The organism is Chrysiogenia bacterium (assembly GCA_020434085.1).
Taxonomy (GTDB): domain Bacteria; phylum JAGRBM01; class JAGRBM01; order JAGRBM01; family JAGRBM01; genus JAGRBM01.
Genome location: JAGRBM010000459.1, coordinates 1 through 14,238 on the forward strand (window position 1 = coordinate 1; position 14,238 = coordinate 14,238).

The window sequence follows — 14,238 nt, forward strand, 5'->3', positions numbered from 1 at the left end:
GGGAAAATCCCTGTGCGGGCTCCCCCATGGCATGATGGTGGGCGTGCGGATCTCCCGCGCCGGGGATCGGGACGTTGGCGTAGAAAAGGAACCCGAAACCGACACTGGCGAGCGCCACGAGTGCCCAGGTCCAGCGCGGTCCCAGCGCGACGGCGGCCAGCGTCACATGTACGAGATAGAGCGCGCTGAAGGGATTGCTCGGTCCACCGCTCCAGTAGAGGAGCCCCGTCAGTGCGAGCGTGTCGAGGGCGAGCAACGCGCCGATCGTCCATTGGGGAAGCGCGCGGTCCTCGTCGCTTGCCAGCAGAGCGGTCGCCGTATTGGTTGCGGCAGTGAACGCAATCAGCGAAAGCAGCGCCGCCAGTGGCAGGGACACCCCGGCCGCATAGACGCCGAGCACGAGCGCGAGCTGCCCCGCCACGGCGCCCCAGCGCAGGCGAAGCAGCCACGCCAGCTTGATGCGATCGTCTGTTTCGAGTGTGTACAAGGGTTACCGGTGCTTTATGAATTTGCGGCTTGTCGTTTCGATTCCTGAAGCCAATGGACCCACTTTAGCACCTCCGAGCTGATGAATACCGGGGATGCGACCAGCAAAATGAGACCCCAGTCTCGGAGCGAGAGCGCCTCGGTATCCAGGAAGTGCTCGAGACCCGGCACGTGCACCGCGGCGACCTGCAATCCCACGTTGATGCTGACTGCGGCCAGCAGCCAGGTATTGGTGAAAAAGCCAATCTTTGAGAGCGGAACACGCAGCGCGCGGAAGTTGAAGACGTTCACGAGTTCCAGAATTACGAGGCCCGTGAACGCCGCCGTGCGCGCCAGTGCCAGTGAGTGATCGTGCTCGAAGTAATAGAAGAGCCAGAGCGTGGCGAGTCCCTCGTAAGTACCAAGCAGAAGGACCTGCACAATCGCCCCGCGGTGGAGAATGGGCTGGTCCTGCCTCCGGGGCGGGCGATCCATCACGCCGGTCTCCACCGGTTCGAGTCCCAGCGCAATGGCCGAGATGCCGTCGGTCACCAGGTTTACCCAGAGAATCTGCACCGGAATCAGCACCAGCGGCCCGCCAATCAGAATGCTCAGGAAAATGAGCAGCAGCTCGCCCCAGTTCGTCGTGAGCAGGTAGCGCACGAATTTCTGGATGTTGTCGTACTGGCGGCGGCCCTCTTCAACAGCGCCGACGATGGAGGCGAAGTTGTCGTCGGTCAGCACCATGTCGGCCGCTGCTTTGGCGACGTCGGTGCCGCGAATGCCCATGGCGATGCCGATGTCGGCTTTCTTGAGCGCGGGCGCGTCGTTGACGCCGTCGCCGGTCATGGCAACCACTTCGCCCTGCGCCTGCAGCGCGCTTACCAGGCGCAGCTTGTGTTCGGGCGTGACGCGGGCAAAGACGGCATCGGTGGTGACGATCTTCTTGAGCTCTTCCTCGCTGATCTCATCGAGCTCTGGTCCGGTGATGGTGTGCGCAACGGGAAGGCCAATTTTGTGGGCGATTGCGGTGGCGGTCCGCGGGGAATCGCCGGTAATCATGAGCAGGTTGATGCCCGCGGAGCGGCACTCGGCAATGGCAGCGGGGACTTCCGGGCGCGGCGGATCGATGATGCCCGCGATGCCCAGCAGGGTCAGTGCCTGCTCGGGTTCGCCGCCGTGGTCCAGGGTGATGTCTTCATCGAACTCGCGCCGCGCAAGCGCCAGTGTGCGCAGGCCGCGGTTGGCCATTGCTTCGTAGGCCTCCATGCTTTTCGCGCGAAGCGCTTCATCCAGTGGCTGAATTTCCTCGCCCACGCGGATGTACGTGCAGCGCTCGAGAATCACCTCGGGCGCTCCTTTCACATGGGCGATGCGCCGGCCGTCTTCGCGGACCAGCACGGTCATTCGCTTGCGTGAGGAATTGAACGGGATCTCGGCTTCGACTTCGGAAAGATCTTTTTCGTCGAGTCCCGCTTTGTGGGCGGCAACGAGCAGCGCGGCTTCGGTCGGCTCCCCGTAGCGCTGCCAGTGACCCTCATCGTCCTGGGTGATTCGGGAATGATTGCAGTTGAGGGCAGTATAGAGAAGCGCCATCAGGTCGCTGCGCGAGTCGGGCTCGATGACGGTATCGCCCGAATGAAACTCTCCGGCCGGGGCGTAACCGGTTCCTGAGACCTGCACCGCGCCGGCGGGCATCCAGAATTCCTCGACGGTCATCTCGTTCTGGGTGAGCGTTCCGGTCTTGTCGGTGCAGATCACCGAGGCCGCGCCGAGTGCCTCGGCCGCCTGCAGGCGACGGAGCAGCGCGCGGCGACGCACCATCGCGCGAATGCCCAGTGCCAGCGTGATCGTCACAACCGCGGGGAGACCCTCGGGCACGACCGCAACGGCCAGGGAAATGCCCGTGAGGAACATCTCCATCAGGGGCTTTCCGACAAGGAGCCCCGCGAGTACAACGATCGCAGTGACGCCGACGGAGATGTAGCCGAGTGTGCGCCCCAACTGGGCCAACTTGATCTGCAAGGGCGTCTCGTCGGTGGAGACTGTCTGGGTGAGTTCGGCGATGCGTCCGAATTCGCTGCGCATGCCGGTGCTCACCACCACGCCGCGGGCGCGGCCGTTGGTGACGGTGGTGCCCATCCAGGTCATGCACGCGCGCTCGGCAAGCGGCGCGTGTGCTTCGACGGGATCAAGGGACTTTTCGACGGAGTCGGACTCCCCCGTGAGTGAAGACTCGTCGGCTTTGAGTTGCAGGGTTTGGATCAGGCGCAGGTCGGCGGGAATGCGTGCGCCGGTTTCGAGCAGGACGATGTCGCCGGGAACCAGCTCGCTCGCATTGATGCGTTGCTCGCGGCCTTCGCGCAGTACCGTGCAGGTCGGCGAGAGCATGTGCTGGAGAGCTTCAATCTCACGCTCGGCCTTCCACTCCTGCACAAATCCAAGGATGCCGTTGAGAATGACGATGATGATGATGGAAATGCCGTCGCTGATCTCACCGATGACCAGAGAGATCGCGGCAGCCGCGGCGAGAATTCCGATGAGAATGCTGGCGAACTGGCGGGCAAAGACCTGATACCAACGAACCTTCTCGCCGGCCACCAGTTCGTTGGTGCCGTATTGTTCGAGCCGGGCGCGGGCCAGCTCGGGTGAGAGCCCGGTGGCCGGGTCGACCTCCAGGGCACGGGTCGCTTCTTCGGCCTCCAGCGTGTGCCAGACTCGGGTTTCGGGAATGTTTGCTTCTTCGCTCATCTGCGCCTATCAGGGCTGCGTGGCGGGAATGTGGCAGCGCAGTTGGCACGGCCAACTCTGCCATTGCCCCGTAACCCGCCGGAATCATGGCAGGTAAAGCAGGATTCTGCATCCATGGTTGCTGACAACACCCTCATTGACTGAAGAGTCAATTACCGGAATACTTCCCCATCATGGCTACCAAACGCCTCTCAAGCGCCAAGGGGCGCAACCGAAGCTCCAACAAAGCCGCTGCAGCGGAGAAGCGCAAGCTGATCCTTGACGCTGCGGTCAAGGTATTCGCACGCAAGGGCTACTACGGCTGCCGGGTCTCCGACATCGCCGAAGAAGCCAAGATCGCCTACGGCTTGGTCTACCACTACTTCAAGAGCAAGGAGGATGTGCTCAACTCCATCTTCCGTGAGCGCTGGGGTGTGTTCGTCGAGCTGCTCAAGTGGCTTGAGCAGCAGGAAATGCCGCTCAACGACAAGCTCAGCCGCATCGTCGGCGCGGTTCTCGAGGGCTATCGCCTCAACTCCGAAATGATGGAAGTGGTGGTCATGGAGATCGCCCGTAACTCGAAATTTTTCGACAAGACCAACGTCGAGCCCGTCAAGCAGGCCATCGGCTGCATCGAGGGCATGATCCGCCGGGAGATCGAGGCCGGGCGCATTCGGCCTGGAGTCGAGCCCCGCGTAGCGGCTTACACCTTCTTCAGCAATGTCGAGGCGCTGATGACCGGTTCGGTGCTGGGGGCTTTCGTGGTGAGCAACGCCGAGGAACAGAACCGCCTGCGTGACCAGGTGGTGGATATGTTCCTCCATGGAATCGCCCCCGAAGGCGCTGCCTGAACCGGCACAAAAGTTCATAAAATTGCTCTTTTACTCCCGGGGGGTTCCGGCTAGTACTTTCAATCGATGAGCGGGCCGCAACACACAGAGCCTTTGGGCGAATTCCTGGTCAAGAATGGCGTCTGCAAGGACGCTGAGATCGAGAAAGCCCTCAATGCCCAGGTTGTCTACGGCGGCAAGCTGGGCACCAATCTGCTCGAGCAGGGCCTGATCGACCTGCGCACGCTGGCCAAGGCGCTGGGCAAGGTTCACCACGTTCGCGCCCTCGATCCCATGCAACCCATTCGCATCCCCGAAACGGCGGTGCGCATGTTCCCGCCGCGCTTTGCCAAGCAGCACGGGGCCATCCCGCTCTCCGACGACGGCAAGAAGCTCTTCGTCCTGATGATGGACCCCTCCAACCGCAACACACTGGAGACCATCGCCAAGGGCACGCGCCGCCAGGTCTTTCCGGTGATCCTGCCGGAAGTGCGCCTGCGCCTGCTGCTCGAAAAGTATTACGGCATCCAGCAGGATCTTCGCTACCTCACGCTGGCGCGCAATCTGGCCGCCAACGACGGGCGCATCCCGCCGCCCGCGCCCGAGAAACAGGCCGCCGACGACGATGACTTGATGAGCGAAGAGGTCTTTCAGGAGCAGCTCTCCAAGATGGGGGGCGCTGCCGGCGCCGGCCTGCACGTTGTCGACCGCGAGCAGCTTGCCGCCGAGGCCGGCGCCTCGCCCGACGAGATCATTCCCGAAGAAGACGAAGTCCTTGAAATCGCCGAGGACGATCTCATCCCCATCGAAGACGAGGGTGAGGACGAAGAGTGGGCATCCTACATGGGAGAGGCCGCCGCCGAGCCGGTCGACCTGCCCGTGGATGCGACCTTTGAAGATTCGCAGGCCATTCTCGAAGCCGACCTCGAAGACGAGGAAGAAGAACTCCAGCCCATCGACATGCAGGAGGCGATTGCGCGCCTCGAAGCGGCGAAAAACCGCGACGACATCGCCAAGGCGATGCTGGCCCTGTGCCGCAATACCTTCCCGCGCGCGGTGCTCTTCCTGGCCCGCCGCGGCCGCCTCTCCGGCTGGGACGCCGCGGGCGAGGGCATCGACGTCCAGACCATCCGCAATCTGATGATCTCGCTCCAGCAGCCCAGCGCCTTTAAGCTGGTCTACGACACCAGCGCCCACTTCCTGGGGGCGATGCAGCCGGGCGAGATCAATGACGGCTTCATGAAGATGCTCGGCGGGGAGCCCCCGCGCAGCGTGTTCCTCTACCCCATCCTCTTCCGCGGCAAGGTGGTCAACATGATCTACGCCGATGGAGGGCCCGGCAAGAATGCGCCGGTGGACGTCTCGGACCTGCTGATCGTGGGGCCCAGGGTGCCCCAGACCTTCGAGCGCCTGCTTCAGCGCGCCCGGGGCAAGGGCTGAGCCACTTTCCCGCGATTTCCGCTCAGGCCGGGAAACCCCCGTAATCTTTGCAATACCGGGCCTATCTGGTATAGAAATCCCCATCCGAGCCATCTGGAATGGCGAAGCACGAGGAGAGGTCTGCGCCCATGAGCATGGACGTCGTTGGAAAACATTTTGCCAAGATCGAGCAGATGATGCAGCAGTTCGTCGAGGCGCAGCCCCTGGTGGCCAGCGTCTCGATTGTCGACGGCGACGGTGTGCTGGTGGGGGGCTATCCCAAGAACCCCGACGACGAGCTCTCGCTCGGCGCCATGGTTTCGGCCGCCACTGCCGCCAGCCCGACCATCGTGGGCGAGCTCAACTCCAACAAGCTCTACTCCATGGTGGTGCTCGCCGATAAGGGCGGCATTCTCTTCTACCAGCTTCCCGACAACCTGGTGCTGGCGGTCAAGCTGGCCAAGCCCGGCAAAATCGGTGCGCTCTTTGCCGCCTGCCAGGGCTTCATCAAGCAGGTGCTCTCGCTGCCTGTCTAAGAAAGAATCACCCACAAAAAAGGGCGCCCGATGGGCGCCCTTTTTTGTGGGTGATTCGCTCAGCCCCCGCGCCCCCTTCGGGGGAGCTGTCCGCTGGAGCTTTGAGGAAGCGGACTGAGGGGGTGTTGGTGCCAGCGCGCTGAAGATCTGAGTCGCCCTGCGACGTCCCCCCTCAGTCACCTTGCGGTGACAGCTCCCCCGGAGGGGGAACGGGGAAGGTGCATCTACCTGTTTGATGCAGTTTCGGTAGATTCTTTGAACCGCGCGGCCAAATTCTCGCCCCCATAGAGGGTGCGGTAGAGACCCCACGAGCGGTAGACCTTCTTCACATAGTTACGTGTTTCGTGAAAGGGGATCTCCTCGACGAAGATGTCGAGATCGAGATGCCCGTTGCGCTTCTTCCACTTCTCCACGTTGTGGGGCCCGCCGTTGTAGGAGGCGATCGCCATGACCGGATTTCCGCCGAATCGACGCACCAGTTTCGCGAGGTAGTAGGTGCCGAAACGGATGTTTGTCTCCGGATCGTAGAGACGCTCGGGATCGAAATCGCGCATCCGGTGGGCGCTGGCAATCTGCTCGCCGGTGGGCGGGATGATCTGCATGAGCCCGCGCGCGTCGGCCCACGAAGTGATTTGCGGGTCGAAGTGGCTTTCCTCGCGAATGATCGAGAGCACCAGATGCGGGTCGATACCGTTTCGGTGGGCGTACTGATCGACGAAGGTCGAGAAACCCAGCGGGTAGAGCACTTCCCAGTGGTCGCGGTTGTCCTCGGCGACGACCGGAGGGCGGCCCCCGTCGATGCGGAAGGCAAGGCGCTGGGCCGAGCGCCAGGCGCCCGCACGCTCGAAAAGCGGCACAAGTGCCCGCCAGGCATCCTTGCCCTTGTTGGCATCGGCCGCGCGGGAGAGTTCGTCCTCGGCTTCCCGGAGCAGGCCCAGCGCGATGAGCTCGCCGGCATTCTTGACCGCGCCGGGCATTTCCCACTGGTAGCGATCCACCTGCGCGGTGAGCCAGGCCTCGGACTCATCGACGACGTGACGTTCGGGCAGCGTGCGCTCGATGCCGCTTTCACGCTCGGAGAGCGCGACCAGCATGGAGTCGAAGGAACGCTTCTCCATCCACATGCGTGCGAGCATGCCGTAGTAACTGGCCGGGCGCTCCGAGAGAAGCAGCTCCATGTGGTTGCGCGCGGTGGGTTGATCATTGGCCATCGCCGCGGCGCGGCCCGCCCAGTAAATCGCGCGCAGGTACTCGTCGGAATCGGGGAAACGCTTGATCAGCTTGTCGAAAGCCGCGACTGCTTCGGCGTAGTCACCCTTGCGAAACTCGATCCAGCCCTCGTTGAAGTAGGCCAGCGGGACCCATTCCTTGTCATTGGGATACTCGTCGAGCAGGCGACCGAACAGGCTGACGGCCAGTCGATCGTTGTTGCTGATCTGCGCCAAGCGCGCCGCGGTGTAGAGGGCCTGCGGCGCGAGGGAGGAATCCGGCAGGTGTTTGACCAGCAGCAAATACTGCTTGATGGCCTGCGTGTTCGAGATGCGCGAGGCGATCTTGGCCAGGCGGAACCGGAAGGTGCCGTCCCTGTCGTATCCGACTTCGACGGCCTTGTTGTAGAGTCGCCGGGCCTTGTCGGGCTCTCCCATGGCTTCGTAGGTTTTTCCCTTCCAGGAAATGCCACCGATGTATTCGTCGGAAATGGGAATGCCGCGCTCGGGGGATGTTGCGCGTAGCAGTTCGTTGGCTTCATTGAGCGCGGCGTCGAGCTCGCCCGCGCGGTAGAGCTGCTTGACACGCGAGAGCTGTTTGGCCGGCGGCAGCGCAAGCGGACCCAGCCCGAGTTCCTTGCGCAGGGTGGCAATGCTCTCACCGGCTTCCATTGCTTCTTCGGTGCCGGCGTAGTCGGTGTGGAGCAGCTCGAGCATGTCGAGGGCTTCGCGTTTCTTGCCTGCACCGTCGAGCAGGCCGGCGATCATCTCCAGCGCCGGGCCGGGCTTTTCCTTGAACGCCGCGGAATCGAGCCAGTCGCTCAGGACCAGATCGGTGGCCAGTTCCGCGCCGGCGTCGCGATCGGGGTCGGTGCTCACGATTTCAAGAAGCAGGTAGAACGCCTGATCCTTCCAGATGGAATCGGGATAACGCGCCAACAGATCGGTCAGCGCAGTGCGCGCCTTGTCGGGATGTTCGAGTTGCACCTGCGCGCGCGCGGTGTACCAGAGCTGGTAATCGACCAGCCGGTCGTAGTTGAACGAGATCTTCTGGAGGTGCCCCAGCGCCTTTTCGGCATAGCCGTCGCGCAGGGCGAGCACGCCGAGCAGGAACTCCGAGCGATCGGCCTGCAGGTCCGGCTGTTCGAAGCGCGCCTCGCGTGTCTTTTCTTCAAGGATCAGGCGGGCGCTTTCGGGGCGGCCGTGCGCGACGAGCGTGCGTGCGCGATCGTAATCCTCTTCGCCGGTCACTCGTTCGGTGGGAATTTCCAGGTCGCTGGTGGGGAATCGGACTTCGTCGGGAACGCTGGGGGTTTTGTGCGCACACGAAGACCCGACGGCAAATGCCGTGACCGCCATCAGGGAAAGCATCCAGCGCTTGCGCGGCGTGCCCTGACGGGAACAACTTTTGGAGGCAGCCCGCATCATGTGGCGCCCTTGTGCGTACAGCTCTTTCCTCACCAAACTCACTCTCTAGTATTTATCCCAGCCGGGCGGCTTGCAACGTGCGCTGCCTCACGGCGGGGGAAACTGTCACAATCGGGGGTTTCCGAGCCATTCCGGTGGCTTGGCGGGCAGGGGCGTCTTGACAATCGCCGCGCCCGCCGGTACTGAAGTTCAGGTGTATTGATGCACGCCCCGGAAAACCGGGTGCGAAAATTCCCCATCGGGAGGGCGGCCACAGTGAGTGAGAAGCGAAACCGGGGAGGACTTTCCGGACTCCGTTACGACCTGCGCAAGCGCGGGGAGAAGCAGATGAAGGACATGATGAACAAGATGATGACGAACCCCGAGTTCATGAAGGCCGCCGGCAGTGCGATGACCCTGCTCTCGCGGGTCAATCAGGTGCGCGCCAAGGGCGTCAAACCGCTCGACGAAGTGCTTGCCGACCTCGACAAGCAGGTCGAGCGCTTGCAGAAGAAGGCCAACTCACTGGGCGTTCGTCTCGACGAGATCGAGCAGACCCTTCCCGAATAAGCACGATATATTCGAAATGAAAAAGGCCGCCCATCGGGCGGCCTTTTTTTTGTTGCTTGCTTGGGCTTACTGCACGGTGAGGGCGTCGGCCATGGCCAGGCTGCCATCCTCGGCGGGCTGCGCCTTGGTGAGCGCGGCCAGGTAGTTGCGCTGGTAGTACTTGTAGAAGTCCATCACGCGCGTGCGGTAGTTCTCCGGCACGCTGACGCCGTTGGCGAGAATGCCCTTGAGGCGGTAGGGCCCCAGGTTGTAGGCCGCCAGCGCCAGATCGTTGCGCTGGTAGATCTGCTTCATCTCGCTGAGGTAGGCGATGCCGATCTTCACGTTCTTGATGGGATCGGTCAGCGACTGGGGGCCTTCCCATTCGATGCCGATGCGCTCGGCGACGGCCTTGCCCACGAAGGGACGTACCTGCATCAGGCCCAGCGCGCCGACGAAGGATTCGGCGTGGGTATCCCAGTAGCTTTCCTGGCGGATGACCGCGAGGGTGAGCAGGGGGTCGACGCCGCTCAGCCGGCTCTTCACGTAGATGATCTCGGCGAGTTGCGTGCGGGTATCGGCGTCCAGATAGTCGAGCTTCTCGTCGAGCATGGTGCGAACCAGCTCGAACTTGGTGCGCTCGCTCTTGGAGAGAACCGCACCGTGAATCGCCTGCATGGAGGAAAGGCGCTCGCGCGCCGCCTGGCTGACGGCGCGATGGCCGAGCAGTCCGGTCGATTCGGCAAGTATCAGAATCAGCGCCAGCGCAGCGATGCTGATGAGCCCGTAGGCGCGAATCACGCGCTGGGACCAACGGTAGCTGTGATCGGAATGGGCGTTTGAACGGGATCCGGTAATCCGGGCGCTCAATATTTGGAGGACGTTCAACATGTCTTGCTCGTTGCTGTTTGCGGCCCTCTGAGGCGGCCGCGACCCTCGCCCTGCTCCCCTTTCCTACGCACATTTGATGCCGTGGGAGCGATTCGGGACTCAAAAATTCGCCGCATTGCGTCAGCAAAATCGCAAACCTGCTGAAAATACTGGACTTTCATCGGAATAAATCAGCAGTCGGGGTGCGATGTCCGGGCAGGCGAGGTCGCTGAAGTGTCACCCGGAGTTGACGCAGTGTGTAGTAAATCACTGGAATTGCCGCCCAGGTGTCGCCTCAGCTTGTCGGCAACGTGCACCAGATTGGTGCGAAGTGCGGCAATTCCACCCTGAAATGAGAGGCTGAGGGCCTCGGCTTCATCGATGCCCATCAGTGCGGCGTCGGTCATCTGATCCAGACGGCACTGCAGTTCCTCAGCGAGGGCGGCGGTGTTTTCCCGCGCGGCCTCGAAAATCCTCAGGGGTTGTGTGCTGGTGGTGTTCATGGCGCAAAAACCAAACCGGGGAGGGGTCCTCGGGAGGACCGGCCTCCCCGGCTCGGGATCGATGCTGCGTCCCTTAGGCGTTGGCGCCCTGGGACTTCGTGGTGCGCTTGCGGGTGCCGGCCTTGGCGCTGGTGGCAAGCTTGTTGACCTTGCGGGCCAGCTTCTCGACGCGGTCGCTCAGGTCCTCGAGCTGACCGGCAGTCGGGAGGCCGATGGCGTTGACGACGCGCTCAACGCGCTCGGAAACCTGGTCTTCGAGATCTTCGCGCGAGTCACGGACGCGATCGAGCAGCGACTCAAGGCGCTCACGGCCCGGCTCGAAGCGCTCCATGCTCTCGTCGACGAGGCGACGAAGCTCGTCCTCGACACGGGTGAGCGCCTGCTGGGCGGTCTCAAGGCGCGTACGCGCGAATTCGTTGATGGCATCGACTTGTTTTTCCAACATCTTAATCTTTCCCTCTGCTTCTCTGTGAGAGTTTCACTTCCCCATTTTCCGGGGGGTTCTGTTCTGAAACTGGGCGGCCTGCGAGATGCTTGTCCGAGTTGATGGGTGCGCCGCGGGTGGTGTCCGTCGCTTGCTGTGGAAACAGCTTCCAGCGATGAACTGCGGCTCATGATAGACACGCCGCGTCATCCCGTCAAGGAAAAAGTAACACGTCGCGTCAGATTTTGATCTCGAAGGAATAAAAAGGGATTAAATTTCAGTGGGTTAGGCAGTACGCGTTTGTACTACCAGTCTTCGTCTTCCAGGGCCTGCTGCTTTTCTTCCAGCCATTTTTCCAGCGCCATCCGGTCGAAGCGCAGCTCCTCGCCCTCCCGGCGGTAGGGGATGAGCCCCTCCTCGGCCCAGGCGGTAATCACCTGCTCGGAAACCCCGATCAAAAGGCCCAGATCGGCGGCCGTGAGGACGTTCTGCATTGGTTGCTCCTTTTGCCCCGGGTGCGGCGTCGGCAAGCCCGCCCCACTATAGCGGATGGCCGGCCCGGCGGGCGAGGCCCGCCCGTCTTGGAAGGCCCGGGCCGGCCCGTTATGCTCTTTGCCTGCGGGGCGGCCAGTGGAGCCCTCCCTGCCCGGAGTTTTTCAGTCATGGCCCGACGCGCGGGAGTTGCCGACATCTTCAATCTGCTTCGCCAGGACGGCGAGGCGCGCCGCCAGAGCATGCGCGATCTGGTGGACTCGCTGGCGCCGGGCCTCAACGCGCGGATCGAGGCCTTTGAGCGCCGCGCGCGCGAGGAAGCCGCCCGTTTCAACTCCGGCCAGAACGTCAACGACCCCCAGGCCGAGGCCATGGTCGACATGCTCTACGCCTATGTGAAGGGTCTCGAAGAACGCCCCGGCCCCAGGAGCCTGATTCGCAAGCGGGGGCTGAAGATGCTGCGCAAGGTTGTGGTGGAAGTCGAACTCTCCCTGCTTCCCCAGCGCAGCGAGGCCTTCAAGTTGCTGGGCGTCGAGCGCACCGAGAGCGTGGCCACCATCAAGACCAAATTCCGCACCCTGGCCCGCCGCCATCACCCCGATCTGCCTGGCGGGGATCATCGCAAGATGCAGGAACTCAATGAGGCCTACACCCTCATCATGCGGATGAAGGGCGAGAACTAGGCGCGTTCATTTTTCCACGTACAACAAAAAACGCGGCCCGGTGGGCCGCGTTTTTCTTTTTTTCTGATTGAGCCGGGTCAGTCGCTCGAGGAGCTGTCGGAGCTGGACGATCCGCTGCCGCCGCCACTGCCGTAGCCGTCGGCGTACCAGCCGCCGCCCTTGAGGGAGAAGTTGGCGTTGCGCGAGATGAGGCGCTTGACCTCCTGGTCGGGGTGCTTGGGGCAGGTTTTGAGCGCGTCTTCTTTCATCGACTGCTGCACTTCGAAATGGCCGCACTTGGGGCATTCATAGTCGTAGGTCGGCATGGTGTTCTCCTCAGGCACTCCAACTCAGGGAGGATTCCGGCGGCTTGCGCGCGTGGGCGCCCGCCCGGGAAAGCGGGTTAAAGATAAGCGCGAAAATCCTCCGGTCAAGGCTTTTTGCCCACCCTTTGACACGGCGCGCCCTTGGTGCGAATCTTGCGCGCCTTCCGGGAGAATCGAAAAAACCCGGAAAAGATTACAGAAACAGGGGAATTACGCCCGTGGCCGCACCCGTCAAGCTCAAGCCGCTCCCGAAAAGCTCTCCCGTAAAGGGATTCACCTTCGCCCATCTGGCGGGGGGGCTGCGCTATTCGGGCCGTGCGGACATGGCACTCATCGTCGCCGATGAGCCCTGCGTGGCAGCCGGCGTGTTTACCCGCAACCAGGTCGCGGCCGCGCCGGTGGTCGTGTCCAAAGAGGCCCTCAAGAAGGCGCGGCTTCACAAGGCCGTGTTCCTCAATGCCGGGCGGGCCAATGCGGGCACCGGACACGAAGGTGAAAAAGACGCGCGAATCGTCGCGAAGAGTTTTGCCAAAGAGCTCGGCTGCAAGGCCGAGCAGATCCTTCTGTGCTCGACCGGCGTGATCGGCCAGCGCATCGATGCGCACAAGATCGTGGAGAAAGTTCCCGCGATTGTGGGCGGGCTTGGCGCGAAGGACTTCCCCTCGCTCGCTCGCGCGATCATGACGACGGACACCTTTCCGAAGTTTGCGCGCGGTACCTTCAAGGCCGGCGGCAAGACCTACACTGTCGCCGGCATTGCGAAGGGCTCGGGCATGATCGCCCCGAACATGGCGACCATGCTCTCGGTGGTGCTCACCGACGCGCCCGTCTCGCGTGCGCCCATGCAGAAGCTGCTCAGGGAAGTGACCGACACGACCTTCAACGCGATTACCGTCGACGCCGACACCTCGACGAACGACACGCTATTCATGCTGGCCTCGGGCGCGGCGGGTGGCGCGATCATCGGTGCGGGTAGCCCCGCGCTGGGCGCGCTGCAGGAAGCGGTGCGCAAGGTGTGCCTGGATCTGGCCAAGCAGATCGCGATCGACGGCGAAGGTGCGACCAAGTTCGTTGCAGTGACCGTGAAGGGCGCAAAGAACCTCGCCCAGGCGCGCGACGCGGCGAAGACCATCGCCGATTCGCCGCTCGTGAAAACTGCCATGGCCGGTGAAGACCCCAACTGGGGACGAATCATCGCCGCGGCCGGACGATCGAAGGCGACCATCAACCAGTTCGACTACGAGCTCTACTTCGACAAGGTGCGGCTGGTTGGTAAGGGCAAGTACGCTGGCATCGCCGCCGAGAAGAAGGCCAACGCAATCATGAAGAAGGCCGAGTACGCCATCACGCTGGATCTCAAGCTCGGCAAGGCGGAAGCCACCTTCTACACCTGCGACCTGACGAAGGACTACATCTCCATCAACGCGGACTACCGGTCGTAGGAATCATTAGCCATTGCATGTAGGGGCGGGGTCTACCCGCCCCTTTTATTTGGAGCGCCATGAAAAAGGGCGGGTAGACCCCGCCCCTACGTTTCGGATTGCTCTGCGAGCGTCACTTCCCGTACCCCTCGTCGTAGAGGGTCTGGAGAATCCGTCGCGTCGCGTCCGAGCGGTTGAGCGTATAGAAGTGGATACCCGGCGCGCCCTTGTCGAGGAGCTCGCGGCACTGCTGCGTGGCGTGTTCGACACCCTTGGCGAGTACGGCCTCGGCGTCGTCCTTGATAGTTTCGAGTTCGCCCAGCAGCTTGTCTGGAATCGTGGCGCCGCACATGCTGGTGAAGCGCTTGATCTGGTCGACGTTCAGGATCGGCATGA

Annotated in this window: 15 protein-coding genes; 6 read left to right on the forward strand and 9 right to left on the reverse strand. The window is 62.7% G+C overall.

The annotated features are described in order from the left end of the window. The coding region (locus KDH09_15550; protein MCB0221112.1) for a hypothetical protein at window positions 1-487 on the reverse strand (487 nt) is incomplete at its 3' end. Between the two features lie 14 nt (window positions 488-501). Beyond that, the gene (locus tag KDH09_15555) at window positions 502-3,216 is read right to left on the reverse strand and encodes an HAD-IC family P-type ATPase (GenBank protein ID MCB0221113.1); all 2,715 of its coding nucleotides are present in this window, start codon (window positions 3,214-3,216) and stop codon (window positions 502-504) included. A 173-nt stretch (window positions 3,217-3,389) separates the two neighbouring features. Between KDH09_15555 and KDH09_15560 the strand changes: the two genes are divergently transcribed. From KDH09_15560 to KDH09_15570, 3 genes are all read left to right on the forward strand, one after another. Then, complete coding sequence (locus KDH09_15560; GenBank protein MCB0221114.1) at window positions 3,390-4,046, forward strand: TetR/AcrR family transcriptional regulator; 657 nt, start codon at window positions 3,390-3,392, stop codon at window positions 4,044-4,046. 93 nt (window positions 4,047-4,139) lie between these two features. Next, entirely contained in the window at window positions 4,140-5,465 is a 1,326-nt protein-coding gene (locus KDH09_15565) for a hypothetical protein (GenBank protein MCB0221115.1), read from the forward strand. A 128-nt stretch (window positions 5,466-5,593) separates the two neighbouring features. Further along, window positions 5,594-5,980, forward strand: coding sequence for a roadblock/LC7 domain-containing protein (locus KDH09_15570; protein ID MCB0221116.1), 387 nt, complete (start codon window positions 5,594-5,596; stop codon window positions 5,978-5,980). A 224-nt stretch (window positions 5,981-6,204) separates the two neighbouring features. Here the strand turns inward: KDH09_15570 and KDH09_15575 are convergent, their stop codons facing one another. Further along, window positions 6,205-8,547, reverse strand: coding sequence for a transglycosylase SLT domain-containing protein (locus KDH09_15575; GenBank protein MCB0221117.1), 2,343 nt, complete (start codon window positions 8,545-8,547; stop codon window positions 6,205-6,207). A 324-nt stretch (window positions 8,548-8,871) separates the two neighbouring features. On the opposite strand from KDH09_15575, the gene KDH09_15580 reads away from it, so the two are divergent. Beyond that, a complete protein-coding gene (locus KDH09_15580) occupies window positions 8,872-9,165 on the forward strand; it encodes a hypothetical protein (GenBank protein MCB0221118.1) in 294 nt (97 codons plus the stop codon). 66 nt (window positions 9,166-9,231) lie between these two features. Here KDH09_15580 and KDH09_15585 read toward each other — a convergent pair whose 3' ends face one another. The 4 genes from KDH09_15585 to KDH09_15600 form a co-directional block, all read right to left on the reverse strand. Continuing rightward, window positions 9,232-10,035, reverse strand: a complete 804-nt coding sequence (locus KDH09_15585; protein MCB0221119.1) for a transglycosylase SLT domain-containing protein — start codon at window positions 10,033-10,035, stop codon at window positions 9,232-9,234. A 170-nt stretch (window positions 10,036-10,205) separates the two neighbouring features. Beyond that, window positions 10,206-10,517: a hypothetical protein gene (locus KDH09_15590; GenBank protein MCB0221120.1), complete on the reverse strand. Its 312-nt coding sequence runs from the start codon at window positions 10,515-10,517 to the stop codon at window positions 10,206-10,208. A 73-nt stretch (window positions 10,518-10,590) separates the two neighbouring features. Beyond that, window positions 10,591-10,962 carry a phasin family protein gene (locus KDH09_15595; GenBank protein ID MCB0221121.1) on the reverse strand — a complete coding sequence of 124 codons (372 nt, stop codon included), beginning with the start codon at window positions 10,960-10,962 and terminating at the stop codon, window positions 10,591-10,593. A 284-nt stretch (window positions 10,963-11,246) separates the two neighbouring features. Next, window positions 11,247-11,435 carry a helix-turn-helix domain-containing protein gene (locus KDH09_15600; GenBank protein MCB0221122.1) on the reverse strand — a complete coding sequence of 63 codons (189 nt, stop codon included), beginning with the start codon at window positions 11,433-11,435 and terminating at the stop codon, window positions 11,247-11,249. Between the two features lie 168 nt (window positions 11,436-11,603). Between KDH09_15600 and KDH09_15605 the strand changes: the two genes are divergently transcribed. Continuing rightward, window positions 11,604-12,116: a J domain-containing protein gene (locus KDH09_15605; GenBank protein ID MCB0221123.1), complete on the forward strand. Its 513-nt coding sequence runs from the start codon at window positions 11,604-11,606 to the stop codon at window positions 12,114-12,116. A gap of 77 nt (window positions 12,117-12,193) precedes the next feature. On the opposite strand, the gene KDH09_15610 is transcribed toward KDH09_15605, so the two are convergent. Beyond that, window positions 12,194-12,421 carry a zinc ribbon domain-containing protein gene (locus KDH09_15610; protein MCB0221124.1) on the reverse strand — a complete coding sequence of 76 codons (228 nt, stop codon included), beginning with the start codon at window positions 12,419-12,421 and terminating at the stop codon, window positions 12,194-12,196. Between the two features lie 218 nt (window positions 12,422-12,639). On the opposite strand from KDH09_15610, the gene argJ reads away from it, so the two are divergent. Further along, window positions 12,640-13,863, forward strand: a complete 1,224-nt coding sequence (argJ, locus tag KDH09_15615) for a bifunctional glutamate N-acetyltransferase/amino-acid acetyltransferase ArgJ (GenBank protein ID MCB0221125.1) — start codon at window positions 12,640-12,642, stop codon at window positions 13,861-13,863. A gap of 112 nt (window positions 13,864-13,975) precedes the next feature. Here the strand turns inward: argJ and KDH09_15620 are convergent. Beyond that, a partial coding sequence (locus tag KDH09_15620; GenBank protein ID MCB0221126.1) for a methylenetetrahydrofolate reductase occupies window positions 13,976-14,238 on the reverse strand: 263 nt, incomplete at its 5' end.

Bases quoted from the DNA above. Each gene is read 5' to 3' on its own strand.
- KDH09_15555 (MCB0221113.1), bottom strand. From the start codon at position 3,216: ATGAGCGAAGAAGCAAACATTCCCGAAACCCGAGTCTGGCACACGCTG.
- KDH09_15560 (MCB0221114.1), top strand. From the start codon at position 3,390: ATGGCTACCAAACGCCTCTCAAGCGCCAAGGGGCGCAACCGAAGCTCC.
- KDH09_15570 (MCB0221116.1), top strand. From the start codon at position 5,594: ATGAGCATGGACGTCGTTGGAAAACATTTTGCCAAGATCGAGCAGATG.
- KDH09_15575 (MCB0221117.1), bottom strand. From the start codon at position 8,547: ATGGCGGTCACGGCATTTGCCGTCGGGTCTTCGTGTGCGCACAAAACC.
- KDH09_15585 (MCB0221119.1), bottom strand. From the start codon at position 10,035: ATGTTGAACGTCCTCCAAATATTGAGCGCCCGGATTACCGGATCCCGT.
- KDH09_15590 (MCB0221120.1), bottom strand. From the start codon at position 10,517: ATGAACACCACCAGCACACAACCCCTGAGGATTTTCGAGGCCGCGCGG.
- KDH09_15595 (MCB0221121.1), bottom strand. From the start codon at position 10,962: ATGTTGGAAAAACAAGTCGATGCCATCAACGAATTCGCGCGTACGCGC.
- KDH09_15600 (MCB0221122.1), bottom strand. From the start codon at position 11,435: ATGCAGAACGTCCTCACGGCCGCCGATCTGGGCCTTTTGATCGGGGTT.
- KDH09_15605 (MCB0221123.1), top strand. From the start codon at position 11,604: ATGGCCCGACGCGCGGGAGTTGCCGACATCTTCAATCTGCTTCGCCAG.
- KDH09_15610 (MCB0221124.1), bottom strand. From the start codon at position 12,421: ATGCCGACCTACGACTATGAATGCCCCAAGTGCGGCCATTTCGAAGTG.